The organism is Paenibacillus sp. MB22_1 (genome assembly GCF_047200555.1).
In the GTDB taxonomy this organism is placed as follows: Bacteria; Bacillota; Bacilli; order Paenibacillales; family Paenibacillaceae; genus Fontibacillus; species Fontibacillus phoenicis.
Genome location: NZ_JBLADV010000002.1, coordinates 706,728 through 731,815 on the forward strand (window position 1 = coordinate 706,728; position 25,088 = coordinate 731,815).

Genomic DNA, 25,088 nt, shown 5'->3' on the forward strand with positions numbered 1-25,088 from the left:
CAACCGAAAAAAAAAGCCCCTCGCCACGAACCGTGACTTGGGGAATGAAGGCATAGATTGTCTCTTGATCTCTTATAGCTTAAACCGGTCGATCTGCGCGTGCATATCTGCGGCCATCCGGGCCAAGCCTTCCGAGGCGGAGGAGATCTCCTCCATCGACGCCAGCTGTTCCTGGGTTGCGGCCGTCACCTCTTGCAGGCCCTCCATGCTGCTGGCCGAGGTCGCCGCGATTTGTTCGACCGCGTGAGCGATTTGATCAGCACTCGCTGACATTTGTTGCGTAATGGCCGACACTTCGTGAATTTGCTCCGAAATCCGCTGCGTCGACCGCTCGATCGCTTGGAAAGCCGTTTGCGCTTCCTCTGTCACCGCTCTTCCTCGCTCGACATTCGTATTCACCTTATGATTCATCACTTCATAGGCTTTGCTCGTAAGTTCGGTCATCTGCCCGATGGTCCGTTGAATCAATTCCGCCGTCGCTCCGGACTGCTCCGCCAATTTACGCACTTCGCCCGCTACCACGGCGAAGCCGCGTCCTTCCTCGCCGGCACGCGCCGCTTCGATCGCTGCATTTAGCGCCAGCAGATTGGTTTGGTTGGCAATCTCGGTAATCGCGCTGCTCATTCCGGCAACCTGTCCGCTGAGCTCATTCATCTGATGCAGGATCTCCGCCGATTCCAGCGTCGACCGGCGAATCTCTTCCATTTGCAATCCGACGAGGTTCACCTTCCCGCTGCCCTCCCGGACATCCTCTACCGTTTGCAATGAAGACTCCACAATCAGGCCGGAGGCGTCTGCGATTTTCCGAATGCCCTGGGACATCTCGTCCATCGTCTGGGCGCTTTCTAACGAAGCAGCGGCTTGGTTCTCCGCATGATCCGAGGCATCCGTCACCAGCTGGGCAACATGTTCAACCGCCTTGGAGTTCTGCTCGGTTCCCGCATTTAATTCTTCGCTGGAAGCCGCCAGCTGACTGGCCGTTTCGGACATCTCCCGCACCATTTCCCGCAGGGAAGCCAGCATGCCGTTATAGTTCGCCGTCAGCTCACCGATCTCATCCTTGCGCTTCGTAACTACATCCTCGTTCAGGTAACCTTCACTCACCCGTTTGGCCGAACGGTTAAGCCGCTCGATCGGGCGCGTGATGCTCAAAATCACGAGGATGAGCAGGATGCCCGCAACGATCATTGAGACAGCCAGGACAATGAGGGAAGTCCACATGACTGGCTTCGAGGCGTCGCGGAACTCCTGCACATCCAGAACCCCAACGATTTTGAACCCGGTGAGTGGGTTGGTCGTAAAAAACGCACTCTCTTCCTTCCCGGTTTCAGGATCGTTGTATCTCAAGTAGCCCGACTCCGCCTCTTGGATTTTCGCCAGATGTTCACCTGAAGCTTCCTCACCAATCGCATGGGTCGGATGTGAGACGAACTTGTTCGTCCGGTCCAGGATATAAATATAGCCGTGATCCCCCAAGCGAATGTTGCTGACGTCCAGGTTCAGTTTTGTCAGGTCCAGGGAAACCGTGATCGCTCCCTGATGGTCTTTTAACGCACGGCTGATATATAGATTAAAATTGCCGGTCGTCGCCGAGATGAACGGATCAATGATGACCGTTTCCTCCGGGCGTTGCATCGAGGCGATGTACCAAACCCGTTCGCGCGGATCGTAATCCTGTTTGCCAGGATCGGGAGCTTTCATCCACGCTCCGTTCTGATTGCCCACCACCAGATTCTCCAGCTCCGGATGTTTTTCTACGTACAGATCAATAAGTTGTCGCAGCTCCGGAGATTTGGCATCCACCTGGGCTGAATCGATTTGCTGCACCAGCTGCTCCACGTTGCGAACTTCTGCCTCCACGATATGGTTAATCGTATCATTCAACAGATTTACGCTTGATCGGGTGTTGCCATCCATTTGTTCATGTAACTGTTCGCTGGCGCGGGTATAGCTGAAGTAAGAGATCACCAGATTAGGGACCGCCAGCAGTACGGCAAAAATGATGAGCATCCGATTGCGTAATGTACGGACCTCCAACAATTGTCGAATCTGCATCCATCTTTTTTTCATTGCTTTTTTCTTCTCCTCTTATTTTGTTATAGGCATCTAGTGATTCTTGTTGTCTGCCAAGGGTTGATCAACTACATAGCCGCGCCAGTGCTGCATCAGCCTGAGTCAATACACCAAAATAAAAGACTTGGCAAGGAAAGTTGTTACTTTTATTTCTTTATTTCGACAAAAACCGACCATTCTTTTATAGTTTTCTGAAAATTTCTTGACATTTCCATAAAATTCAAAAGTGCAAAGCATCACCGGGCTCAGGCGGCCCCTGCTGGGCTAGAGTGAAAGGCTGGGCGGGGCCCAGCCCCTCCTCATCAAACCGTACGTGAGGTTTTCCCTCATACGGCTTTCCGATGTTCGTCATCATGAGCATGCAGATTACAAGAGCGTTTTAAGTCCATATTGAATAGACAAAGACTTCACTTCGCGCAGCGAACTCAACCATCGTCTGCGTTTGTGTTTCTTAGCATACCACTTCGCAAACCGCTGCCGGATATACCAATCCAACTTCGCCATCTTCCTCTGGCTGTAAGCTGTGTAGTAGTAATTGCGCCAGCCTTGAATCTTTGGATTCAGGTACTCCACGTGCTCTTCGAAACTCAGGCGTCGCATACCTGGCGGAGCTAATCGCTCTTTTACCCCTTCCCGTATTCGCTCTTCCGCCTTCCGGCACAACCACTGCTGGGTTGTGTAGTACACTTGGCCTTTGGATGTTTCGGCCTTCGTCTTTCGATGATGCATGCCCAGAAAATCGAAGCCTTCTTCCCCAGTCCAAAGTCCAACGATGCGCGTTTTCGTGGGGTGCAGGGTTAATTCCAGGCGTTCCATAATCGCTCGTATGAGTTCATAGGCCCGCTGTGCGTCCTTCTTCGTCTTGCAGATGATCACCAGATCATCTGCATAACGCGTCAGTTCCCCAAGCTTACCGCCATGTCGTTCCCACAGAAGATCAAAGTAATTCAGGTAGATGTTCGCCAGCAGTGGTGAGATCACTCCCCCTTGCGGTGTACCCAAGTCTGAGCGTCGGATGTTTCCTTCTTCCATCACTCCCGCACCTAACCACTTCCTCACCAACTTCAAGATTCGCCTGTCACTGATCCGCATTTCGATCAGCTTCATCAGTTTCTCCTGATTGATGTTGTCGAAGTAGCCTTGGATGTCGACGTCGACCACCCAATTTCCTTTGCGGTTGCATGCTTTCCGGATTCGCTCCAACGCCTGTTTCGCGCTCCGCTTAGGCCGAAAACCGAAAGACGTGTCCTGAAAATCCGCCTCGAAAATGGGTTCCATGACGAGTTTGGTCGCCATCTGGATGACGCGGTCTCTCACCGTCGGGATCCCCAGCGGTCGCAGTTTGCCATCTTTCTTCGGGATGTAGTGGCGTCTAACGGGTTGTGGATGGTACTTCCCTTCTTTCAGTAGCCGTTGACATTCAAGCACAAAACGCATTTCTCCCTGTTTCTCGATGTCTGCCAACGTCTCTCCATCCACTCCTGCCGAGCCCTCGTTGGCTCGTACCCTTCGCCACGCTTCCCATAAGATGTCTACCCGATAGACCTTGTCGTACAGCGCGTGAAATCTTCGCTTCTTGTTCTCCTTGGCCGCATGACCGAGTTTCCCTTGGAGTTCTTGAACGTTTTCCTCTGGTGTTGTTAGCCGTTTGGCATTCACTGACTCGTACCTCCTCAAGAAACTTGAACAAAGCAGGGCTCCTTCCCTCCCGCAGGTTGTGTTGTCCTGCGTTCCACGGTACTATGAGCCCCTCGGACTCCCTTCCTGCAGACCGTTCACTTCACCTCTGGGGCTTATAGAAGGCCTCTTTACGGTTTCTGCAACCGTGCAGGGGAGGGCCTCCCCAGTTCACTGCATCCTCTTTCATACCATGCCGTTCCCTCTACGCCGGAGGATTCTTCACTGCCGCTCCAAGTTCTAGGCAGCTTCCATGGCCTTCGTCCATGTACGCGGGACTCGGCTTCCTCTTTTCCCTCTTGCGAGGCCTTTTTGACGACGCGGCAGGATTCACTTTCATGTTACGGCCTGGTATGTTGCTCGCCCTGCCTCTGACAGGTACTTTCGTCGATACGCTTCTACGTACAGATTTCGCCATACGTAGGTATCCTAGCTACGCGGGGGCTTGGCCCTTCCCGCGACCGGACTTTCACCGGCTAGAAGATGCGTGCTTAGCTGGGCACGCCGTACTAAAAAAACAGCCGTTCGTCTATTCGACGAAGGCTGTTTCTAAAGTTCTGCCTGCGAAGCGGCGATTCACTTATTTACTTTTTTCCAGATACTCTTGCGTCCATTGGCGGCCCGCTTCCAGCTTGCTCTCTGCACGTTCAATGGCGGCCGTCACTTGAGCGGTCGCTGTCCCGCCATACACGTTGCGGGCATTCACGACAGTCTCCGGCTGCAGCACGTCATAAATGGTTTCGTCAAACAATTGCGAAAACTGCTTGAACTCGTCTAACGTCAGATCCAGCAGGTATTTGCCATTTTGGATGCAGTATAGGACGGTTTTGCCGATAACTTCGTGCGCCTGACGGAACGGCAGACCCTTGCTTGCCAGGAAGTCGGCAATGTCGGTGGCGTTGGAGAAGTCCTGGTTGACCGCTTCGCGCATCCGCTCCTTGTTCACCTTCATCGTGGCGATCATCGGCGCGAACAGCTGCAGCGCTCCTTGCAATGTGGCGACGGTGTCGAACATGCCTTCCTTGTCTTCCTGCATGTCCTTGTTGTACGCCAGCGGCAGCGACTTCAGCACGGTTAACAGGCCCATCAGGTTGCCGTAGACCCGGCCCGTTTTGCCGCGAACCAGCTCCGGCACGTCCGGATTTTTCTTCTGCGGCATAATGCTGCTGCCGGTGCAGAACGCGTCATCCAGCTCGATGAAGCGGAATTCGGTGCTGCTCCACAGGACCAGCTCCTCGCTGAGACGTGAGAGGTGCATCATCAGAATGGAGGCGTTGGCGAGAAACTCGACGATAAAGTCACGGTCGCTCACGGCATCCAGACTGTTTTCATACACCCCGTCAAAATGCAGCTGCTCGGCTACAAAATGGCGGTCGATCGGGAACGTCGTGCCGGCCAGTGCCCCCGCGCCCAGCGGCAGCACATTGATCCGCTTGTAGCTGTCCTGCAGGCGCTCGATATCGCGTTGGAACATCGACACGTACGCCAGCAAATGATGGGCGAACAGGATCGGCTGCGCCCGCTGCAGATGGGTGTAGCCCGGCACAATCGTGTCGAGGTTCGCTTTGGCTTGTCCCAGCAGCGCCTCCTGCAGTTCCTGCAACAGGCCCACGAATTCGACCACCCGCTTGCGCAGGTAAAGGTGCATGTCCGTCGCTACCTGGTCGTTCCGGCTGCGCCCGGTGTGCAGCTTCCCGCCAACCGGCCCCACCTCGTCGATCAGTTGCTTCTCAATGTTCATATGGATGTCTTCGTCCGACACGGAGTATTCCATCTCGCCGCGGCGGATCTTCAGCAGGACCTGATGCAGACCTTCCTTGATCTTCTCGACATCCTCTTCCGGCAAGATCCCGCATTTGCCCAGCATGGTCACATGCGCGAGACTCCCTTGCACATCCTCCTCCGCCAACGCCTTGTCAAACCCGATGGAAGCGGTATACTCCTCAACTAAACGGTTGGTCTGCTTCGTAAAGCGGCCACCCCACAGCTTGCTCACCTGACCCACTCCTTAACTTTGAAACTTGATTGTTATTCCAATCAATCAGAACAGAAACAGAAGGAAATGTATTCGAAATTTCGACTACATTTCCTCGCGAACCATCGAAATTGCAGATTCTATTCGAAAAATCATACACATTCCCGCCTCATCCCCGCAAAATGCCACTCGCGTTGCATTAACTTTTCAAACGATATTTCAAATCAACAATTTACTAAATTTGCAAATTATAGGCTGGTTTTCATGTACAAAAATAAAGAAATCCCCTAATGTTGAGTTGATCCAAAGGTTATCCATCAACCTCTCAACAAAAGGAGATTTCTATGGATAACAGTACAAATTTAAGTGTCATATGTCAATGTCTACAAATGTTAAATATTAATTCTTCCCGAGATAGCGTTTTGGATTATCGTGCTCGCAAGCTTTTTGTCGGTTCTTCCCTACTGCTGTTCATTGAAGCCCAGTTACAGCAACGAGAGTCTTATGCTGAAATGTCCGAGCATCTTGAAGCCAATGAAGACTTTCAAGCGATACTTGGTGGACTTGAAAGCATAAGCCCATCCCAACTCTCGCGGAAAATGAAGAAGCTTCCCCTAGAGAACCTTCACCTGCTTTTCATGCAAGTAACGAGACAAATCCAACAACTAACGGAGAATAAGCCAGGAATCACGACTAAGATCGGAAAGCTCGCGATCATGGATTCTACTCAAATCACCTTGCCAGCGATTCTTTCCAAATGGGCTTACTGCTCTGCATCCAATCACGGCGTGAAAATGCACACTTCACTTCTAGTCGTCGACGCGAAGACGATGGTTCCAGATAAAATCATCGCCTCAACCAAAGATGTCGCAGACCACGAAGTTGCCCCAAACTTTACGGTCGATAAAGAAGTGACCTATGTGATGGACCGGGGCTATCAGGTGCACAAGCATTTTCAAGCCTGGGTGGACCAAGGGATGAAGTTTGTGGCTCGGGTTAAGGATAATACCCGATTGACGATCCTCAAGGAACGGGCTCTTCCCAAGCGGGGAGATTTCATTCGGGATGCGGATGTAACTCTGCCAGGGCAGCAAATGAAGTTGCGACTCATTGAGTTTCAGGATCAGCAAGGTCGTTTATATCGCCTTGTGACAAGTCGCATGGATTTATCCGTGCACCAAATTGCAGATGTATATCGGCATCGTTGGCAAATCGAGCTATTCTTTAAATGGATTAAGCAACACCTCCGTTTAGTGAAGCCTCATGGGTACACCGCAGAAGCCATCTGGAACCAGATGTATATCGCGTTGATATCCTATGCTCTGTGCCTGTTGCTACGCCTGAAGCTAGAGTGCAAGCAAACCGTTTGGCAGTTACTTCGATTGATTCGACTCTATGCCGATCGGTCATGGACTAGGCTGCATGAAGCCTTATTCAAAAAGCCCACACGGAGTTCAAAAGGACGAACGAAGCGAAACGGTCGGCCCCCCAAGCAGGCGAACAAATCGATGAAGCCACGAATCATTGTAGAAGTATTGAACTAAATACTTAAATTTTAAAAAATGGGTAACGTGCGGGTTTAATCCCCTCTAAACTTTTTCAAATTTAAGCAAAGTGTGTCTGTAAAATATATACTAATATGGTTTATATATACTATATCGTTGTTCTGTATTTGTCTGAATCAAAGCAGAAAGAAGTCTTAATGCAACGCTAGTGGCAAAATGCTCAATTATATACGAAATTTCATACACATTGGGGTCTAATCGCTGAAAATCGGCGAATTGTATTCGATTTTTCGAATAGATTTTGGGCACACCCTTTACTTGCCGCTGTTTTGCGCCACACCCGCGCCGACTTTCAGCCGCAGCGCGTTCAGATGGATGAAGCCGGTAGCGTCGCCTTGGTCGTACGCTTGCGTAGGATCGGCCTCCATCGTGGCGATGTCTGGGTTGTACAAGCTGACCGGACTTTTCACGCCGGCAGCGATGATGTTACCTTTGTACAGCTTCACGCGCACCGTCCCCGTCACATTCTTCTGGCTCTCGGTCACCAGCGCTTGCAGCGCCAACCGTTCCGGCGCAAACCAGAAGCCGTTGTAAACGAGCGTGCTGTAACGGGTGATCAGGCTGTCGCGCAGGTTCATGACCTCGCGGTCCATCGTCAGCGACTCCATTTTGCGATGAGCCGTGAACAGGATGGTTCCGCCCGGCGTCTCGTATACCCCGCGGCTCTTCATGCCGACAAAGCGGTTCTCGACCATGTCGACGCGGCCGATGCCATGTTTGCCGCCCAGCTCATTCAGCTTCTCCATCACCCCGAGCGGACTTAACCGTTCGCCGTTCAGCGCCACGCAGTTGCCTTGCTCGAACTCCAGCTCCAGATACTCCGGTTGATCCGGGGCATCTTCCGGCGAAACGCTAAGCAGGTACATGTCTTTGTTTTCCGGTGCAGATGCGTCGAACCACGGATCCTCCAACACGCCGCTTTCATAGCTGATGTGCAGCAGGTTGCGGTCCATCGAATACGGCTTGGCTGCCGAGGCCGTTACTGGAATGCCGTTTGCTTCCGCATACGCGATCATTTCGGCGCGTCCCGGGAAGCGATCGCGGAACTCGCTCAACCGCCAAGGGGCGATCACGCGAATTTCCGGAGCCAACGCCGCGGCCGCCAGCTCGAAGCGCACTTGGTCGTTGCCTTTGCCGGTAGCGCCGTGAGCGATCGCCGTCGCGCCTTCCGCGCGGGCGATTTCCACCATGCGTTTAGCAATCAGCGGACGGGCGATGCTGGTGCCCAGCAGGTATTGCCCTTCATACAAGGCGCCCGCCTGGAACATCGGATAGATGAAGTCTTTGGCGAACTCGTCGCGCAGATCGTCGATGTATACTTTCGAAGCGCCTGTAGCCAAAGCCTTCGCTTCCAGCCCGTCCAATTCTTCCTTCTGGCCGATATCAGCCGTAAACGCGATAATTTCGGCATCGTACGTTTCTTTTAACCACTTGAGAATGACCGACGTATCCAGGCCCCCGGAGTATGCCAGTACGATTTTTTCCTTTGCCATGATTCCTAGTCCTCCCGAAGAAAAATTTATCCTATCAATGCGGCCATCAGCGCTTTCTGCGCATGCAACCGGTTCTCTGCCTGATCAAAAATAATCGAATGCGGCCCGTCGATCACGCCTTCGCTGACTTCCTCGCCCCGGTGAGCCGGCAGGCAATGCATAAAGACGTAATCCGGCTTCGCATACCGCGCCAGCTGCTCGTCGACCTGGTAATTGCGGAAGGCCTCTTCGCGGATCTTCTGCTCTTCTTCAAAGCCCATGCTTGCCCACACGTCGGTGTAAATAGCGTCCGCTTCTTGTACCGCCGCCTTCGGATCGCGCACCACTTCAATAACCGCGCCCGTCGCTTTGGCGATTTCTTGCGCATCCGCAACGATTTGCGGGTCCGGTTCATACCCTTCCGGGCTGGCCACGGACACGTGAACGCCCAGCTTCGCCCCGCCGATCATCAGCGAGTGCGCCATGTTGTTGCCATCGCCCACGTAGGCCAGTTTAAGGCCTTGCAGCTTGCCCTTATGCTCGTAAAGCGTCTGATAGTCGGCCAGCACCTGGCACGGATGGGCCAAGTCGCTAAGTCCATTAATGACCGGCACGGTAGCATAGCGGGCCAGATCAGCTACCTTATCATGACCGAAGGTCCGAATCATGATCCCGTCCAGGTAGCGCGACATGACCCCCGCCGTATCGGCGATCGTTTCGCCGCGTCCAAGTTGGATGTCGTTTTTGCTGAGAAACAGCGCATGACCTCCCAACTGATACGTCCCCACTTCAAAGGACACCCGCGTCCGCGTTGACGATTTTTCAAAAATCAATCCGACGGTTTTCCCCAGCAGCGGCTGGTACACCTCGCCGTTCTTCTGCTTGCGCTTGAGCTCAATCGCCAAATCGATCAAATAGTGGATCTCGTCAGTCGAATAATCCGTCAGCTCGATAAAATCGCGGCCGTTCAAATTCATACTGCTGCGTTTGGATGGTTCCAGCAAAGTCATTGATTAGTTCCCCTCCTTGGAAGTATAAGCGGCGATGACGTCTGCCAAAATCGCTACGGCCTGATCAATCTCTTCCTTCGACACCTTGAGGTTCGGCAGTAAACGAATGACCTCCGGGCCAGCGGTGACGAACAGCAGTCCATGTTGTTGTCCCAGCAGTACGATGTCGCCTACCGGTCCGGCGCATTGGATTCCGATTAGCAAGCCTTTGCCGCGCACTTCTTGGACAAACGGCTCATCTTTAAACGTCTCCTTCAGGAGCCCCGTCAAATATTCACCCATCTCTGCCACATGCTCCGGAATGCGCTCCTCCTGCATCGTCTCCAGTGTGGCAATGATCGCTGTCGTCACGATCGGATTGCCGCCAAATGTAGACGCATGGCTGCCCGGAGGAAACGCTTCGCGTAAATACTCTTTAGCCAGCATTGCTCCGGCTGGCAAGCCGCTGGCAATCCCTTTCGCCAATGTAAAAATATCCGGCTCGATGCCGTAATGCTGATGCGCAAACCATTTGCCCGTACGGCCCATGCCGGTTTGGACCTCGTCGATGATGAGCAGCAGCCCCTCTGCCTTGCACAGCTCAGACAGCTCTTGCACGAACGCCGGCTCCACCGGGTACACACCGCCTTCGGCTTGCACCATTTCCAGCATCACTGCCGCCGTTTGCGGGCCGATCGCTGCTTTCAGTGCTGGCAGGTCATGCAGAGGTACGGACTTGAAGCCTTCAGGAAGCGGTAGAAAACCGTCCTTGACCTTCTGCTGGCCGGTCGCGGTCAGCGTAGCCAACGTCCGCCCATGGAAGGATTGGTTGAACGTAATCATCTCGAAGCGGTTCGTTCCTTTCACCTTTTGATGGTAGCGCCGCGCCAGCTTGATCGCCGCTTCGTTTGCTTCGGCGCCGCTGTTGCAGAAGAAAACGACGTCCGCGCAGCTAATCTCCGTCAGCTTCCGCGCTGCAGCTTCCTGCTGCGGAATATGGAACAGGTTGCTCACATGCCAGAGCTCATCCAGCTGAGCCTTCACCTTGGCCGCCACCTTCTCCGGGGCATGCCCCAGGTTGGCGACCGCAAGACCGCTCATGAAATCAAGGTAGCGGTTGCCTTTGTCGTCCCACAGCCAGCTGCCTTTCCCTTTAACCAAATGAATCGGGTACCGGGCATAACTTGGGAACAACGCGCTGGGGCTGCTCCCTTCCGCCGCAGCTGCTACGGCGTTTGCTCCGGTGCCCGGAGCCGTTGTTGCTTCTTTCAGATCACTTTGCGCCATCGTTTTTTCCACTCCCATCTACTTAATTACTAATATAACCTTCCGACATCCGCTTCGCTACGCCATCCGCACGATTCGGGTACCGATGCGTTCCCCGGACAGCACTTTTCCGAGTACGCCCGGCTCGTTGCCGCCTACAATCACTGCTTCCTTGACACTGCCGCTGATGCAAGCCACGGCGGCGCGCACCTTCGGGATCATTCCGCCGTAAATTTCCCCGGTCGAAATCATATCCTCGATTTGCTGTACGGTAATGGAATCGAGTACTTTTCTTTCGGTTCCGGTCATTTTCAAAATTCCGGGCACATCGGTGACGACGATCATACGTGAAACACCCAATGCCGAAGCAACCGCTCCTGCGGCCGTGTCCGCGTTGATGTTATAACGTTGTGCTCCGCTGGCATCAATACCAACGGGCGCAATGACCGGAATGTAGCCGAGATCCAGTACGCCGCGGATCAAATCCGCGTTAACACCCGTCACATCCCCAACGAATCCGACTTCCTTGCTGTTCGCAACCGGCTTCGCCTGCAGCAAACTGCCGTCCACACCGGATAAGCCCAGCGCTTTCCCGCCATTCTGAGCGATGCGGCGCACGATCAACTTATTAATACTGCCGGCCAGCACCATTTCCACGACGTCCAGGACTTCATCCGTCGTATAACGCAGTCCGTCGACGAACGTGCTCTCAATCCCCAGCTTACCGAGGTTCTCCGAAATGGCTGGGCCGCCGCCATGGACGATCACCGGGTTTGCCCCTTCTTTTTGCAGCTTCACCAAGTCGGCAAAAAAAGAATTCGGCAGCTCCGCGAGCGTGCTGCCGCCACATTTCATCACAAACATTAGTCTGCCTGCTCCTTTCCGGAGTTCATCTCATCTGATAAATGATTTAGGATATGAATTCAAATTAAGTGCGATAAGCCGCGTTAATCCGGACGTAGTCATAGGTCAAATCGCAGCCCCAGGCGGTGGCTTCGCCTTGGCCGTTATGCAGGTCAACGGAGATGTTGATCGTGTCGCCTTTCAGGTAAGCAAGCGCCACATCCTCATCGAAAGGAACCGGACGCGAGCCCTCCAACACGACGATGTCCCCCAGCTTGATGTCCACCGTCTCTGGGTTGACCGGCTCTCCCGCACGGCCGACCGCAGCGATGATGCGGCCCCAGTTGGCATCGGCGCCAAACACCGCCGACTTCACGAGGCTCGAGCCAACGATCGTCTTCGCGATCGCGCGAGCCGAGTTGTCGCTCACGGCGCCTTGGACCGTGACCTCAACGAGGCGGGTTGCTCCTTCCCCGTCGCGGGCGATCGCCTTCGCCAACGTCTCGCACACGTGGCGGAACGCCGCGGCGAACGCATCCCAGTCGGCGTGTTCGGGCGTCAGCTCCCGGTTGCCAGCCAGCCCGCTCGCCATCGCCAGCAGCATATCGTTCGTGCTCGTATCGCCATCAACGGTGATCATGTTAAACGTCACGTTGGTCGTTTGCCCGAGCAGGCTTTGCAGCGCCTGTGGCTCAATCGCGGCGTCGGTCGTGACGAACGCCAGCATCGTGGCCATGTTCGGGTGGATCATGCCCGAGCCCTTGGCAGCCCCCGCGATCGTCACCTCGCGGCCGTCCACGTCAAGCTTCACGCACACCTCTTTCTTCACGAGGTCCGTGGTCAAAATCGCCTGGCAGAACTGCTCGGCCCCCTCGCCGTTCGCTGCCACCGCCGCCGGCAATCCAGCGATGCCGGCGCGGACGCGGTCCATCGGCAATAGCTCGCCGATGACGCCGGTGGAGGCTACGGCGACTTCGTGTTCGCCGAGCCCAAACGCCTCCGCCGCCGCAGCGCGCATCGCGTACGCGTCGGCTTCGCCTTGCGCGCCGGTGCACGCGTTGGCGTTGCCGCTGTTGACGACGACGGCCCGCAGCCGCTGCCCGCTGGACGTGACGCTCTCACGCGTCACTTTCAGCGGCGCCGCCTGGAAGACGTTCGTCGTATAAACAGCGGCGGCTACCGCCGGCACCTCGCAGAGGATTGCGCCGAGATCGTTGCGGGTCGTTTTCTTCAGACCGCAATGCAGCCCGCCGGCCTGAAAGCCTTTTGGCGTGGTGATGCTCCCCTCCGGCGCTGCACGAAATAAACTAACCACTCCCATGACGTACTCCTTTCACAAGCCTAAATAAGTTGATATCTCCCTATGGGTAAACCGGTGTGAACTTCAAGCCGGTCGTTTCCTCCCAGCCCATCATCAGGTTCAAATTCTGAATCGCTTGCCCCGCCGCGCCTTTGACCAAATTATCAATGACGGACACGATCGTCAGCCGACCTGTACGTGCATCCGCCGCAAAGCCGATGTCACAAAAGTTCGAGCCGAACACTTCCTTGGTCGCCGGCCACTTGCCTTTGTCCCGGATGCGGACGAACGGACGTCCTTCGTAATATTGACGGTACAGCTGGATCAAATCTTCCTCTGTATAGGCGCCCTTCAACGTGGCGTACATCGTGCACATAATCCCCCGCGTCATCGGCGTCAGGTGCGTCGTGAACGTCACCGTGACCGGTTCACCGGTGATTTTCCCTAAGGTTTGCTCGATCTCTGGGATGTGCTGGTGCTTGTTGACCTTATATACTTTCATATTTTCATTGATTTCCGCGTAATGGTTTGTCAGGTTCATGCCCCGGCCCGCGCCGGATACACCCGACTTGGCATCGATGATGATGCTGCCCGGATCAATCCAGCCTGCACTCAGCGCCGGGATCAGACCAAGCAGCGTAGCGGTTGGATAGCAGCCCGGGTTGGAGACGAACTCCTTGCCTTTCACCTCATCGCCGTAAATCTCCGCCAAGCCATACACCGCCTGCTCAAGCAACGCTGCTGCCGGAGCCTCATGTTTATACCAAGCCTCGTATTCACGGCCGTCTTTGAGCCGAAAATCACCGGACAAATCAATAACCTTCAGTCCAACCTCCAGCAGCTGCGGCACCAGCTTCGTGCTGACCCCGGATGGCGTTGCGGTAAATACCACATCGACCTTCGTCGCAAGCTCCACCGGATTCAAGCCGTCCAGCGGCTGAACGATGATCTCGGATAAATGCGGGAACCCGTCCGTTAAGGGCTCTCCCGCGCTAGAAACGGAAATCACCGAAGCGATCTCCACATGCGGATGTCCCCATAAAAAACGAATCAGCTCCACGCCCCCATACCCCGTGGAACCGACGATGGCTACTTTTATTTTCTCCCCGTTCACAATGCTAACCTCGCTTCCTCTCCCGTTGGATCAAGCCTATGAAATCAACAATATGCATCATTCCGTTGTAAATATGTATTATTATACGGCTGAACTTATATAAATACAACAACTCTCACAAAAAATTTACCCTCGCATGTCAGGCCTCTCTCGCCGTCCAACTTTTGTGCAAGGTCTGAATCAGGTATATTTAGAAGGTGCTCATGTACCGCATAGAAGGAGGAGAAGCAGAAGCACCATGTCGAACGAAAAAACGATCGCATTCGTATACGCTCATCCCGATGATGAAACATTTGGGTGTTCTTATTTAATCCGGCAAATCGCCGATGAAGGAGGCAAGGCGGTGCTGCTGACCGCCACCCGGGGAGACGCGGGTAAAACCGGTCGCTTAGGGGAAATGACACGCGAACAGTTAGCTGCCCGCAGGGATCAGGAGTTGGCCAAAGCCGCCGAGATCCTCGGCATCTCCGTTGTCGAGCAGCTGGGGCTGCCGGACGGCAAGCTGAAGGAGGCGGACCCGGCGATGCTGCGGGAGAAGATTGCCGACTTCTTGTGGCGCCATCAGGCGGAGGTCGTCGTGACGTTCCCGGAAGACGGCCTATCCGGACACCCGGATCATATCGTCATCCATCACGCCGTAAACGATGTCGTTTTTGGCGGCCAAGCGCCTACCGTGCAGAAATTGTATTATAACCAACTGGGATCGTATACTTCGGATCATTCCAGCGTGCTGCGCGTGGCGGCCGGCAACCGTTGGGAAGCCAAACGCCAAGCCCTGGCCGCCCATGAGTCGCAAATTTGGAGCGTGGAGCGGGTATTTGGCGTTTTAGGACCGCAGGTACCGCCGCATCACCAATTCGAGTCATTTGAGCTGATCTGGGAGCGGGGCGAACGGTATCCACAAAAAAACGAGCAGTCTATCTATGATGGCTTGGTTTGAAAGCGACCCCCAAACAATAACCGTCCGAATCAATTCGGACGGTTTATTTCTATTTTGCGGGTATGTTCTTTTTCGGGGCATGCGTCTCCCCGGACGTATTAGATTCTCCGGACCCCTTTTACACCATTATCCCGTTCGATCAGAGCAAGAAACACTTCTTGATGAATGATCTGCACAGGTCAGTTCACCCCTGCCCTAACGATCATCTCCTGAAGGAAAGGGATAATGGTGCAAAAAAGCCCAGCAGAGTTCCCCCATGCCGAGCTTATCCCCTTTGGTCAGCCAGCACCGGAGAGATCAACCAACTACCAGAAGTCACTGCTCTCCCTGCACCCTTTTAAACCCTTCCCCCAATACCTCATGTGCATTCGTGATGATGACAAAGGCATTGGGATCCAGCGTCTGTACCAACGTCTTGAGCCGCGTGACTTCGCTCTGCCCTACAACGACCATCAGCACGGTCCGCGCATCGCCGGTGTACCCGCCGTGACCGTCCAGCTTAGTCAGCCCCCGGTCCAGGTGAGTGAGCACAGCCTGCGAGATCTCCTCCGTCCGGTCGGCAATAATGTAAGCGACCTTCGTGTAATTGAAGCCCAGCTCGATGGCATCGATGATTTTACCGGTGATGTACAGTCCGATCAGGGCATAGAGCGCTTTTTCCGGGGTCAGCAAAAATAACGCCAACACAATCACAATCCCGTCCATCATCACAACGCAAACGGAGAGGCTGAGGCCGCTGTATTTTTGAATAATTTGCGCCAAGGTGGACAGCCCGCCGGTGGATCCCCGGCCTCGGAACACAATACCGAGTCCTATCCCCACCCCGATGCCTCCATATAACGAAGCCAGCAACGGATCTGCCGTTGGTACGGGAATGTCCCGTGTCAAAAAGACGAAGAACGGCAGCACCACCGTGCCCAGCAGAGAACGGATGGAGTAGTCCCGCCCGAGCAGCACGTAGCCTGCGATGAACAGCGGGAGGTTCAGGGCCCATTGGGTGTAGGCTGGTTCGATTCCAAATTGCGACTGAACGATGATAGATAACCCCGAGACACCGCCCGAGGCGATATGACTGGGGACCAAAAACAAATTAAACGCCAAGGCAGTGATCAGCGAGCCTACGATAATCATCAACGTATCCAGCGTATGGCGTATCGGACCGGTGACCGGAATATAGTCTTGAAATCGGCGTTTGCGAACTTTCGGCGGCATTGCTCCCCCTCCTTACTTGCATTTCATGAAATATGTAAAAATAGAAAAACCCACCCGTACCAAACGTGGCCAAGGTGGGTCGTATTTAGTAGCGGCTCGGGCGGGAAGGCACATCAAGGCGCTCCCGTCCCGCCGATTAGCTCTCCGTCTTAATCTGGCTGCGCAGATAACCGTCGATAAAAGCGTCCAGATCCCCGTCCATCACCGCGCCGACATTCCCCGTCTCCACGTTCGTCCGGTGATCCTTCACCATGCTGTACGGGTGGAACACGTACGAGCGGATTTGGTTGCCCCAGGCGATATCCGATTGCTCGCCGCGGATCTCATCCAACTCGCGTTGTTGCTCCTCGATCTTGCGTTCGTACAGCTTGGAGCGGAGCATCGTCATCGCCCGTTCTCGGTTCTTGATCTGTGAGCGTTCGTTCTGGCAGGTCACCACGATCCCGGTCGGGATGTGGGTAATCCGCACGGCCGAGTCGGTCGTGTTGATGTGCTGACCGCCGGCACCGCTGGCGCGGTACGTATCGATTTTTAAATCCTCATTACGGATTTCGATCTCCACGTCATCGCTGATCTCCGGCACGACGTCACAGGAGACGAACGACGTATGCCGGCGTCCGGAAGCGTCAAACGGCGAGATCCGCACCAGCCGGTGAACGCCCTTCTCCGCCTTCAGGTAGCCGTAGGCGTTGTAGCCTTTGATCAACAGCGTAACGCTCTTGATCCCGGCTTCGTCGCCCGGCAGGTAGTCCAGCGTCTCGACCTTAAAGCCGCGTTTCTCCGCCCAGCGAGTATACATCCGCAGCAGCATTTGGCCCCAGTCCTGGGACTCGGTGCCGCCTGCGCCAGGATGCAACTCGAGAATCGCGTTCATTTTGTCGTACGGCTGGTTCAGCAGCAGCTGGAGCTCGAACTCCTCCAACTTCTTCACGAGCTTCTCTACGGAGTCTGCAACCTCCGCAGCCAGCGATTCATCGCCTTCTTCCTCGGCGAGCTCCGCCATCATTTCCAGCTCATCGTATTCGTTCTGCAGCGCCGTATATTGGTCCACCGAGGATTTTACCGCATTCATCTCCGCGATAATCCCTTGAGCTTTCTCGTTGTCGTCCCAGAAATCCGGTGCCGCCATTTTCTCCTCATAGTTGGCGATCATCTCTTGCTTCAGATCTAAGTCAAAGAGACCCCCTAAGGTTAGTTAATTTCTTTGCGATTTCGCGCATGTCTTGTTTCACATTCGCATCGATCATACGGTAGATCACCTTTCTTTGTAAAAGTTTATTTGTAGCTGCCACTTTGGTTTAAAGGTAACGCCCTTTTGTACCCTTATTCAACTCCCGGGCACCGAATTTCAAAAAATAAGGCCAAAATCTACCTTTATTTCATTCCTAAACCTGGAAAAACCCTGTTTTGAGCCATAGTCTGCAAAAATAAGGCCAAAAAACCACTAGCGTTGCATTAAGACTTCTTTCTGCTTTGATTCAGACAAATACAGAACAACGATATAGTATATATAAACCATATTAGTATATATTTTACAGACACACTTTGCTTAAATTTGAAAAAGTTTAGAGGGGATTAAACCCGCACGTTACCCATTTTTTAAAATTTAAGTATTTAGTTCAATACTTCTACAATGATTCGTGGCTTCATCGATTTGTTCGCCTGCTTGGGGGGCCGACCGTTTCGCTTCGTTCGTCCTTTTGAACTCCGTGTGGGCTTTTTGAATAAGGCTTCATGCAGCCTAGTCCATGACCGATCGGCATAGAGTCGAATCAATCGAAGTAACTGCCAAACGGTTTGCTTGCACTCTAGCTTCAGGCGTAGCAACAGGCACAGAGCATAGGATATCAACGCGATATACATCTGGTTCCAGATGGCTTCTGCGGTGTACCCATGAGGCTTCACTAAACGGAGGTGTTGCTTAATCCATTTAAAGAATAGCTCGATTTGCCAACGATGCCGATATACATCTGCAATTTGGTGCACGGATAAATCCATGCGACTTGTCACAAGGCGATATAAACGACCTTGCTGATCCTGAAACTCAATGAGTCGCAACTTCATTTGCTGCCCTGGCAGAGTTACATCCGCATCCCGAATGAAATCTCCCCGCTTGGGAAGAGCCCGTTCCTTGAGGATCGTCAATCGGGTATTATCCTTAACCCGAGCCACAAACTTCATCCCTTGGTCCACCCAGGCTTGAAAATGCTTGTGCACCTGATAGCCCCGGTCCATCACATAGGTCACTTCTTTATCGACCGTAAAGTTTGGGGCAACTTCGTGGTCTGCGACATCTTTGGTTGAGGCGATGATTTTATCTGGAACCATCGTCTTCGCGTCGACGACTAGAAGTGAAGTGTGCATTTTCACGCCGTGATTGGATGCAGAGCAGTAAGCCCATTTGGAAAGAATCGCTGGCAAGGTGATTTGAGTAGAATCCATGATCGCGAGCTTTCCGATCTTAGTCGTGATTCCTGGCTTATTCTCCGTTAGTTGTTGGATTTGTCTCGTTACTTGCATGAAAAGCAGGTGAAGGTTCTCTAGGGGAAGCTTCTTCATTTTCCGCGAGAGTTGGGATGGGCTTATGCTTTCAAGTCCACCAAGTATCGCTTGAAAGTCTTCATTGGCTTCAAGATGCTCGGACATTTCAGCATAAGACTCTCGTTGCTGTAACTGGGCTTCAATGAACAGCAGTAGGGAAGAACCGACAAAAAGCTTGCGAGCACGATAATCCAAAACGCTATCTCGGGAAGAATTAATATTTAACATTTGTAGACATTGACATATGACACTTAAATTTGTACTGTTATCCATAGAAATCTCCTTTTGTTGAGAGGTTGATGGATAACCTTTGGATCAACTCAACATTAGGGGATTTCTTTATTTTTGTACATGAAAACCAGCCTATAATTTGCAAATTTAGTAAATTGTTGATTTGAAATATCGTTTGAAAAGTTAATGCAACGCGAGTGCCAAAAAACTCCCTTATTTACCAGACATCCGCCCAAAAAAGCAAAATAAGGCCCTTTTTTACCCCTATTTCGCCTGTGGCTGAACCAACGTCGAGGTGGCTACCTCGGATGAGCCAACATCGGCGCGGCCGCTGCGGCCGAGAACAGGTTTTCCCTCCAAACGGGGCAAAAGCGGGCAGCCTAAGGAAATCCTCAGGCTCCCCGCCGCACCCAGCTTATGCCGACATTATGCGTTTTGGCCGTGGCAGTGTTTGTACTTCTTGCCGCTGCCGCATGGGCACAAGTCGTTGCGGCCGATCGTTTCGCCGCGTTTGACTGGGCGTTTCTCTGCCGGCTCGCCGCTCGTGGTGATTTTGTTCTCATCCACGACTGCTTGACGTTCCTGGTTCGTTTCGATCTGCGCCTTCATGATGTACGTCGCGACTTCCTCCTGAATGCTGGCGATCATCGCGTTGAACATCTCATAGCCTTCAAATTGGTATTCGCGCAGCGGATCGGTACCGCCGTATGCACGAAGATGAATGCCTTGACGCAGCTGATCCATCGCGTCGATATGGTCCATCCATTTGCTGTCGACCGCACGGAGAGCGATAACCTTCTCGAACTCCCGTACCATTTCCGGACCAATCGCTTCTTCGCGAGCGTTGTATTTCGTCAGGACGCGTTCAAAAATATACTCGACCATCTCATTCGGCTCTTTGCCCCACAGATCGTCTTTCGTAATGGCGCCTTCGTCCAGCAGCTTGCTGTTGACGTAATCGGCAATCTCTTGCAGTTCCCAGTTCTCCGGCAGCTCGTCAGCGGTATGGGCTTCAACCACCCGTTCGATGACCGGCTTGATCATATCGAGAATGATCTGCTTAATGTTCTCCGATTCCAGCAGCTCGCGGCGCTGTTTATAGATAATTTCACGCTGTTGGTTCATAACGTCGTCATATTGCAGGACGACTTTGCGCACGTCGAAGTTGTTGCCTTCTACGCGTTTTTGCGCCGACTCAATCGCGCGGGTGATCATCTTGCTCTCGATTGGTTGGTCTTCCTCGAAGCCCAAGCGCTCCATCATGTTCAGCACGTTGTCCGCGCCAAACCGCTTCATCAGTTCATCGCCCAGCGACAGGTAGAATTGCGTGGAGCCGGGGTCGCCTTGACGACCGGCACGACCGCGCAACTGGTTATCGATCCGGCGCGATTCGTGGCGTTCGGTACCTATGATATGCAGGCCACCTAATTCGGCCACGCCTTCGCCAAGCAAAATGTCGGTACCGCGGCCCGCCATGTTGGTAGCGATCGTCACGGAACCCGGTTCCCCTGCGTGAGAGATAATTTCGGCTTCCTCCGCATGGTATTTCGCGTTCAGCACCTTGTGCGGGATGCCTTTGCGCTTCAGCATCTCGGATACGCGTTCGGAGTTCTCGATCGAGATCGTACCGACGAGCACCGGTTGTTTTTTCTTATGGCGCTTAACGATTTCTTCGACAACCGCCTTGAACTTGCCTTCAACGCTCTTGTAAACGACGTCCGGCAAGTCGATACGACGGTTCGGCCGGTTGGTCGGCACTTGCAGCACTTCGAGGCCGTAGATTTTCTTGAACTCTTCTTCCTCGGTCTTCGCTGTACCGGTCATCCCGGCCAGCTTGCGATACATCCGGAAGTAGTTCTGGAACGTAATCGTCGCCAGCGTCATGCTTTCGTTCTGTACCTCGATGCCTTCTTTGGCTTCGATCGCCTGGTGCAGTCCGTCACTGTAACGGCGACCTTGCATGATCCGGCCGGTAAATTCGTCGACGATCAGCACCTCATCATCGGTCACAACGTAATCGACGTCGCGGCGCATGATAACGTTCGCTTTAAGTGCCTGCACCACGTGGTGGTTCAGAGTAACGTGTTTATGATCGTATAAGTTATCAATGCCAAAAGCGCGTTCCGCTTTAGCGACCCCTTTTTCGGTCAGCGAAACGGCCTTTACTTTAATATCTACCGTATAATCTTCCTCCGGCGTCAGCGTCTTCACGAAACGATCGGCTGCATAATACAGCTCGGTGGATTTCTGAGCTTGGCCGGAAATAATCAGCGGCGTCCGCGCTTCATCGATCAAGATGGAGTCCACTTCGTCAATAATGCAATAATACAGCGGCCGCTGAACCATCTGTTCTTTGTAGAGCACCATGTTGTCGCGCAGGTAGTCAAATCCAAACTCGTTGTTCGTGCCGTACGTGATGTCGCAAGCGTAAGCTTCTTGTTTCTGCTCATGCTCCATGCCGTTGAGATTCACCCCAACCGTCATGCCGAGGAAGTTGTAAATCTGCCCCATCTGCTGGCTATCGCGTTGTGCCAAATAGTCGTTGACGGTAACGACATGCACACCTTTCCCCAGGAGCGCATTCAAATAAACCGGCAGGGTTCCGACCAGCGTCTTCCCTTCACCGGTTTTCATCTCCGCAATCTTGCCTTCGTGAAGCGCCATGCCGCCGATCAGCTGCACATCAAAATGACGCATCCCGAGCGTGCGTTTCGAAGCTTCCCGTACTGTGGCAAAAGCCTCCGGCAACAAATCATCCAGCGTCTCGCCTTTCTCGATCCGTTCCCGGAATTCAGCGGTTTTCCCTTTCAATTGCTCGTCCGAAAGCGCCTCAAATTGCGGTTCTAATGAATTAATATAATCGACCGTCTTCATCAGACGTTTGACATCACGTTCATTCGTGTCGCCAAATATCTTTTTTACTAATCCCAGCATGATTTACCCCTTTCACGCATAAACAGATGATTTGCCTAAATTGTAACAGTTTGTAAGGCACGCCGCAACACGCCCCGTCACGTCTGCATTGCGGTAAAGCGCCTTTGTATACGAATAAAGAGCCCTATCCGCGGGCGGATAAGGCTCGTTTCCTTTGCGTAAGTATCACAGGAATTACCACCTAGTTTGAAGCAAGTTGCCATGATTGCACGGAGTGCAAGGGGTTAATCCTGTTCAATCAAACCGTATTTGCCGTCATTGCGCTTGTAGACGACGTTCACTTCTTTAGTGTCGATGTTCGAGAAAACGAAGAAGTTGTGTCCTACCATATTCATTTGCAAAATCGCTTCCTCTACGTCCATCGGCTTCAAGGTAAAGCGTTTCGTACGAACCACTTCCAGCTCTTCCTCGCCTTCATCCAGCGCAACGGAGCCTGCGGTCGTGCCCTCTACAAAGAGACTGTTCTTCACGCCTTTCTGGCGCAGTTTACGGTTGATTTTCGTTTTGTGCTTGCGGATTTGACGTTCGAGCTTGTCCACAACCGCATCAATGGAGGCGTACATGTCATCGCTGCGATCTTCCGCACGGAGCACAACGCCGGTCAAAGGAATCGTTACCTCGACCGTGTGCAAGCCTCGTACCACACTTAACGTGACAGTACCGTCTGAGGTAGGGGGTGCATCAAAGTACTTGTCTAGTCGGCTGAGTTTCTTGTCTACGTAATCACGCAAGGCCTCAGTCACTTCAATCTGCTGTCCACGAATACTAAAATTCATAGGGCACTCCTCCTTTGCTTTGCACCTTTATTATACCATGACGTTAAGGCAAAGTAAAAAGTGTTAAAGGTCTGTAAACCACCGCGATATCCGTAAAAAGACGGGCAGATCGGCAAATCCCCCGTGCTTTCAAGCCCGGCGATCCCTCCGGTTTCTCCACCAGGATTTCAACAAAATCGTGAACGCCGCCCCACACGCGGCCCCGATCGTATCCAGCAGCACGTCCTGCACCATCGCCGTCCGCCCCGGCGTAAAGCTCTGATGCAGCTCATCCGTGCAGGCATAGAGGAACGCGATCAGGATCGCGAAGAGCAAACATCGCCGATCAGAGCGCCCCCGACCGCCTAGAGCGTAAACCAGGAACGCTGACAGTAAAGCATAACTGCCGAAATGCGCCGCTTTGCGAATAAAAAACTCGATGAAGCTCGCCCCGCCCACACTGTCCACACTGATTTCATAGTCACCATAGCTGAACCGGATCCCGCCGAATCGATTCTCAATCCACTGGTCCGAGGTGCTCTTCTCAATTTCCGGCACCAGCGACTGCTCCTCATAAGACTGCGAAGAAAACCCAAATAGAATTGCCATCATCGCGATCGCCGGCAGCCAGCGCAGCCAAGTTCGAAGGTTGTGCAAAGGAGGTCACCTCATTCGATTACGAACTCATTCACTTTAGAAAATTATAGCATAATAAAAATAAGAAAACCCCGGGTTCCCCCGGGGAGTTGCTAGCGAATCTTTAATTGTTAACCATCGTACCGTTCATATGTAGGTCGGCTGTGCCGGGATGATTACAGTTTGATTACGTTAGCGGCTTGTGGACCACGTGCGCCTTCAACGATTTCGAACTCGACGGATTGGCCTTCTTCCAGCGTTTTGAAGCCTTCAGCTTGGATCGCGGAGAAGTGTACGAATACGTCGCCGCCTTCTTCAGTTTCGATGAAACCGTAGCCTTTTTCTGCGTTGAACCATTTTACTTTACCTTGCATGCACTAACATTCCCTTCATTATCAAATAAGAGTGTGATCCTTGTAACCAAGCCCCACATTTTTGACTATACCATCCGAGCTTATCCGGTGTCAATTGCCAAGGAAAAGGTTTTATTGTAAGGAATTTGTAGATTTTTGTCAGGGGATTGTCGGAAATGTGGATGGCTGGAATAATCACTTTATCCCTTTATTAACCCAGAAGGAGAGAAATCGAAACTGATTGCAAAGTATATTTATTCAACCATTAATCTGACCAATCCACTCGAATAGTCAAATGTATAAACGTTTTGTTTCGTCGTTACCCTTACATTGGGGAGTTGAAAAGGATGTTCTGATTCCGACTTATAATTTCCCATAACCAAGTCAAAAAATTTAATAAAGTCAGCATCCATCCCGTGATGGGCTGTTTTAAAAGCCCCTTTATATAGAGTGGTATCATTTACGACATTCAATCTACAGTTTGGGATAGAATTACAAAAATTGATTTTTTCAATAATTCCGATTAACTGGTCATAAACACCATGAAAACTAACAATATTTGATTTATTTTCGAACTTACGATAAAGAAAAACTAGATCCATCACGTCTCTATCCAAATTCAAGTCACAAACGTAATAGCGTTTTTGTAGATTATGAGAAGGTACATTTCGAATATAATCTAAGTAAACAGGTCTCAGGTAAGCGGAATTGTCTATAATCATAGAAAATAAATGTGGCGCAAAACGATTACAAAGGTAAGCCAAGTAAGCTCCATGAGACTGCCCTGAGCATATTATTTTGCGTCCATTGAATGGTATTCCATTCTCTTTCAATATTTCTTTAACCATCAATACAGCTGTCAGATTATCTAAAACTTGCATTAGGGACATATCATTAAAATTATCCAATGATTCCAACGTATCTTCCAGTTGCATGTGCTCATATCCAAAATAATCACATTGAATACAAATTAGATTATATTGATCTGCAAATTGTTTACGCATTTTTTGATAAACGTTGCTTCTAGCATGACCACCATATCCAGGAATAAACAATATTAGCCCCGTGTTCTCGTTCACACCTTCAGAGGGTTCAGAAAAATATATACTCAGTTTTCTTCCATGTCCTGTGTATATATTAGGATGGGCATCCACAACTAGTTCATGTTGGATTGACATTTTAGACAACCTTCTTCATTTCAATATTAACATT

General features: G+C 52.3%; 19 protein-coding genes. 2 read left to right on the forward strand and 17 right to left on the reverse strand.

The window, feature by feature from the left end; translation table 11 throughout:
* Window positions 1–72: 72 nt before the first annotated feature.
* From ACL02P_RS15060 to argH, 3 genes are all read right to left on the reverse strand, one after another.
* Window positions 73–2,070 (reverse strand): methyl-accepting chemotaxis protein, encoded by a 1,998-nt coding sequence (locus tag ACL02P_RS15060; RefSeq protein ID WP_412837588.1) that lies wholly within the window; start codon window positions 2,068–2,070, stop codon window positions 73–75.
* Window positions 2,071–2,439: 369 nt separating this feature from the next.
* Window positions 2,440–3,732 carry a group II intron reverse transcriptase/maturase gene (gene ltrA / locus ACL02P_RS15065; protein WP_009226730.1) on the reverse strand — a complete coding sequence of 431 codons (1,293 nt, stop codon included), beginning with the start codon at window positions 3,730–3,732 and terminating at the stop codon, window positions 2,440–2,442.
* A 598-nt stretch (window positions 3,733–4,330) separates the two neighbouring features.
* Window positions 4,331–5,746, reverse strand: coding sequence for an argininosuccinate lyase (argH, locus tag ACL02P_RS15070; protein ID WP_412837589.1), 1,416 nt, complete (start codon window positions 5,744–5,746; stop codon window positions 4,331–4,333).
* 401 nt (window positions 5,747–6,147) lie between these two features.
* On the opposite strand from argH, the gene ACL02P_RS15075 reads away from it, so the two are divergent.
* Window positions 6,148–7,269 carry an IS4 family transposase gene (locus ACL02P_RS15075; RefSeq protein WP_412836828.1) on the forward strand — a complete coding sequence of 374 codons (1,122 nt, stop codon included), beginning with the start codon at window positions 6,148–6,150 and terminating at the stop codon, window positions 7,267–7,269.
* Window positions 7,270–7,544: 275 nt separating this feature from the next.
* Here ACL02P_RS15075 and ACL02P_RS15080 read toward each other — a convergent pair whose 3' ends face one another.
* From ACL02P_RS15080 to argC, 6 genes are all read right to left on the reverse strand, one after another.
* The gene (locus ACL02P_RS15080; protein WP_009225376.1) at window positions 7,545–8,783 is read right to left on the reverse strand and encodes an argininosuccinate synthase; all 1,239 of its coding nucleotides are present in this window, start codon (window positions 8,781–8,783) and stop codon (window positions 7,545–7,547) included.
* A gap of 26 nt (window positions 8,784–8,809) precedes the next feature.
* Window positions 8,810–9,772 carry an ornithine carbamoyltransferase gene (argF, locus tag ACL02P_RS15085; protein ID WP_412837590.1) on the reverse strand — a complete coding sequence of 321 codons (963 nt, stop codon included), beginning with the start codon at window positions 9,770–9,772 and terminating at the stop codon, window positions 8,810–8,812.
* Window positions 9,773–9,775: 3 nt separating this feature from the next.
* Window positions 9,776–11,038, reverse strand: a complete 1,263-nt coding sequence (locus ACL02P_RS15090; protein WP_412837591.1) for an acetylornithine transaminase — start codon at window positions 11,036–11,038, stop codon at window positions 9,776–9,778.
* 57 nt (window positions 11,039–11,095) lie between these two features.
* Entirely contained in the window at window positions 11,096–11,881 is a 786-nt protein-coding gene (gene argB / locus ACL02P_RS15095) for an acetylglutamate kinase (protein WP_009225373.1), read from the reverse strand.
* A 64-nt stretch (window positions 11,882–11,945) separates the two neighbouring features.
* Entirely contained in the window at window positions 11,946–13,181 is a 1,236-nt protein-coding gene (gene argJ / locus ACL02P_RS15100) for a bifunctional glutamate N-acetyltransferase/amino-acid acetyltransferase ArgJ (protein ID WP_412837592.1), read from the reverse strand.
* Between the two features lie 40 nt (window positions 13,182–13,221).
* Window positions 13,222–14,274 (reverse strand): N-acetyl-gamma-glutamyl-phosphate reductase, encoded by a 1,053-nt coding sequence (argC, locus tag ACL02P_RS15105; RefSeq protein WP_009225371.1) that lies wholly within the window; start codon window positions 14,272–14,274, stop codon window positions 13,222–13,224.
* Between the two features lie 238 nt (window positions 14,275–14,512).
* Here argC and ACL02P_RS15110 point away from each other — a divergent pair, with 238 nt between their 5' ends.
* Window positions 14,513–15,214 (forward strand): PIG-L deacetylase family protein, encoded by a 702-nt coding sequence (locus ACL02P_RS15110; RefSeq protein WP_009225370.1) that lies wholly within the window; start codon window positions 14,513–14,515, stop codon window positions 15,212–15,214.
* A gap of 315 nt (window positions 15,215–15,529) precedes the next feature.
* Here the strand turns inward: ACL02P_RS15110 and ACL02P_RS15115 are convergent, their stop codons facing one another.
* From ACL02P_RS15115 to ACL02P_RS15150, 8 genes are all read right to left on the reverse strand, one after another.
* Window positions 15,530–16,426 carry a YitT family protein gene (locus ACL02P_RS15115; RefSeq protein ID WP_412837593.1) on the reverse strand — a complete coding sequence of 299 codons (897 nt, stop codon included), beginning with the start codon at window positions 16,424–16,426 and terminating at the stop codon, window positions 15,530–15,532.
* Window positions 16,427–16,562: 136 nt separating this feature from the next.
* Window positions 16,563–17,673 (reverse strand): peptide chain release factor 2 gene (prfB, locus tag ACL02P_RS15120; RefSeq protein ID WP_412837594.1). Its coding sequence is split into 2 segments (ribosomal slippage): window positions 16,563–17,600 and window positions 17,602–17,673, totalling 1,110 coding nucleotides; the frame shifts between segments, so codons are not numbered across the junction.
* 367 nt (window positions 17,674–18,040) lie between these two features.
* Window positions 18,041–19,162 carry an IS4 family transposase gene (locus tag ACL02P_RS15125; RefSeq protein WP_412836828.1) on the reverse strand — a complete coding sequence of 374 codons (1,122 nt, stop codon included), beginning with the start codon at window positions 19,160–19,162 and terminating at the stop codon, window positions 18,041–18,043.
* Between the two features lie 462 nt (window positions 19,163–19,624).
* Complete coding sequence (gene secA / locus ACL02P_RS15130; protein ID WP_412837595.1) at window positions 19,625–22,132, reverse strand: preprotein translocase subunit SecA; 2,508 nt, start codon at window positions 22,130–22,132, stop codon at window positions 19,625–19,627.
* 224 nt (window positions 22,133–22,356) lie between these two features.
* Window positions 22,357–22,908 carry a ribosome hibernation-promoting factor, HPF/YfiA family gene (gene hpf, locus ACL02P_RS15135; protein WP_085170113.1) on the reverse strand — a complete coding sequence of 184 codons (552 nt, stop codon included), beginning with the start codon at window positions 22,906–22,908 and terminating at the stop codon, window positions 22,357–22,359.
* Window positions 22,909–23,037: 129 nt separating this feature from the next.
* A complete protein-coding gene (locus ACL02P_RS15140) occupies window positions 23,038–23,544 on the reverse strand; it encodes a VanZ family protein (RefSeq protein WP_412837596.1) in 507 nt (168 codons plus the stop codon).
* A gap of 155 nt (window positions 23,545–23,699) precedes the next feature.
* A complete protein-coding gene (locus ACL02P_RS15145; RefSeq protein WP_009225364.1) occupies window positions 23,700–23,897 on the reverse strand; it encodes a cold-shock protein in 198 nt (65 codons plus the stop codon).
* 233 nt (window positions 23,898–24,130) lie between these two features.
* Window positions 24,131–25,054 carry a DUF2920 family protein gene (locus tag ACL02P_RS15150; protein WP_412837597.1) on the reverse strand — a complete coding sequence of 308 codons (924 nt, stop codon included), beginning with the start codon at window positions 25,052–25,054 and terminating at the stop codon, window positions 24,131–24,133.
* Window positions 25,055–25,088: the final 34 nt, after the last annotated feature.

What these genes read in the sequence shown, in the direction of transcription:
- ACL02P_RS15090 (WP_412837591.1), bottom strand. Translation starts at nt 11,038, where the DNA reads ATGGCGCAAAGTGATCTGAAAGAAGCAACAACGGCTCCGGGCACCGGA.
- ACL02P_RS15080 (WP_009225376.1), bottom strand. Translation starts at nt 8,783, where the DNA reads ATGGCAAAGGAAAAAATCGTACTGGCATACTCCGGGGGCCTGGATACG.
- secA (WP_412837595.1), bottom strand. Translation starts at nt 22,132, where the DNA reads ATGCTGGGATTAGTAAAAAAGATATTTGGCGACACGAATGAACGTGAT.
- ACL02P_RS15110 (WP_009225370.1), top strand. Translation starts at nt 14,513, where the DNA reads ATGTCGAACGAAAAAACGATCGCATTCGTATACGCTCATCCCGATGAT.
- argB (WP_009225373.1), bottom strand. Translation starts at nt 11,881, where the DNA reads ATGTTTGTGATGAAATGTGGCGGCAGCACGCTCGCGGAGCTGCCGAAT.
- hpf (WP_085170113.1), bottom strand. Translation starts at nt 22,908, where the DNA reads ATGAATTTTAGTATTCGTGGACAGCAGATTGAAGTGACTGAGGCCTTG.
- ACL02P_RS15150 (WP_412837597.1), bottom strand. Translation starts at nt 25,054, where the DNA reads ATGTCAATCCAACATGAACTAGTTGTGGATGCCCATCCTAATATATAC.
- ACL02P_RS15060 (WP_412837588.1), bottom strand. Translation starts at nt 2,070, where the DNA reads ATGAAAAAAAGATGGATGCAGATTCGACAATTGTTGGAGGTCCGTACA.
- ACL02P_RS15145 (WP_009225364.1), bottom strand. Translation starts at nt 23,897, where the DNA reads ATGCAAGGTAAAGTAAAATGGTTCAACGCAGAAAAAGGCTACGGTTTC.
- ACL02P_RS15115 (WP_412837593.1), bottom strand. Translation starts at nt 16,426, where the DNA reads ATGCCGCCGAAAGTTCGCAAACGCCGATTTCAAGACTATATTCCGGTC.
- argF (WP_412837590.1), bottom strand. Translation starts at nt 9,772, where the DNA reads ATGACTTTGCTGGAACCATCCAAACGCAGCAGTATGAATTTGAACGGC.
- argJ (WP_412837592.1), bottom strand. Translation starts at nt 13,181, where the DNA reads ATGGGAGTGGTTAGTTTATTTCGTGCAGCGCCGGAGGGGAGCATCACC.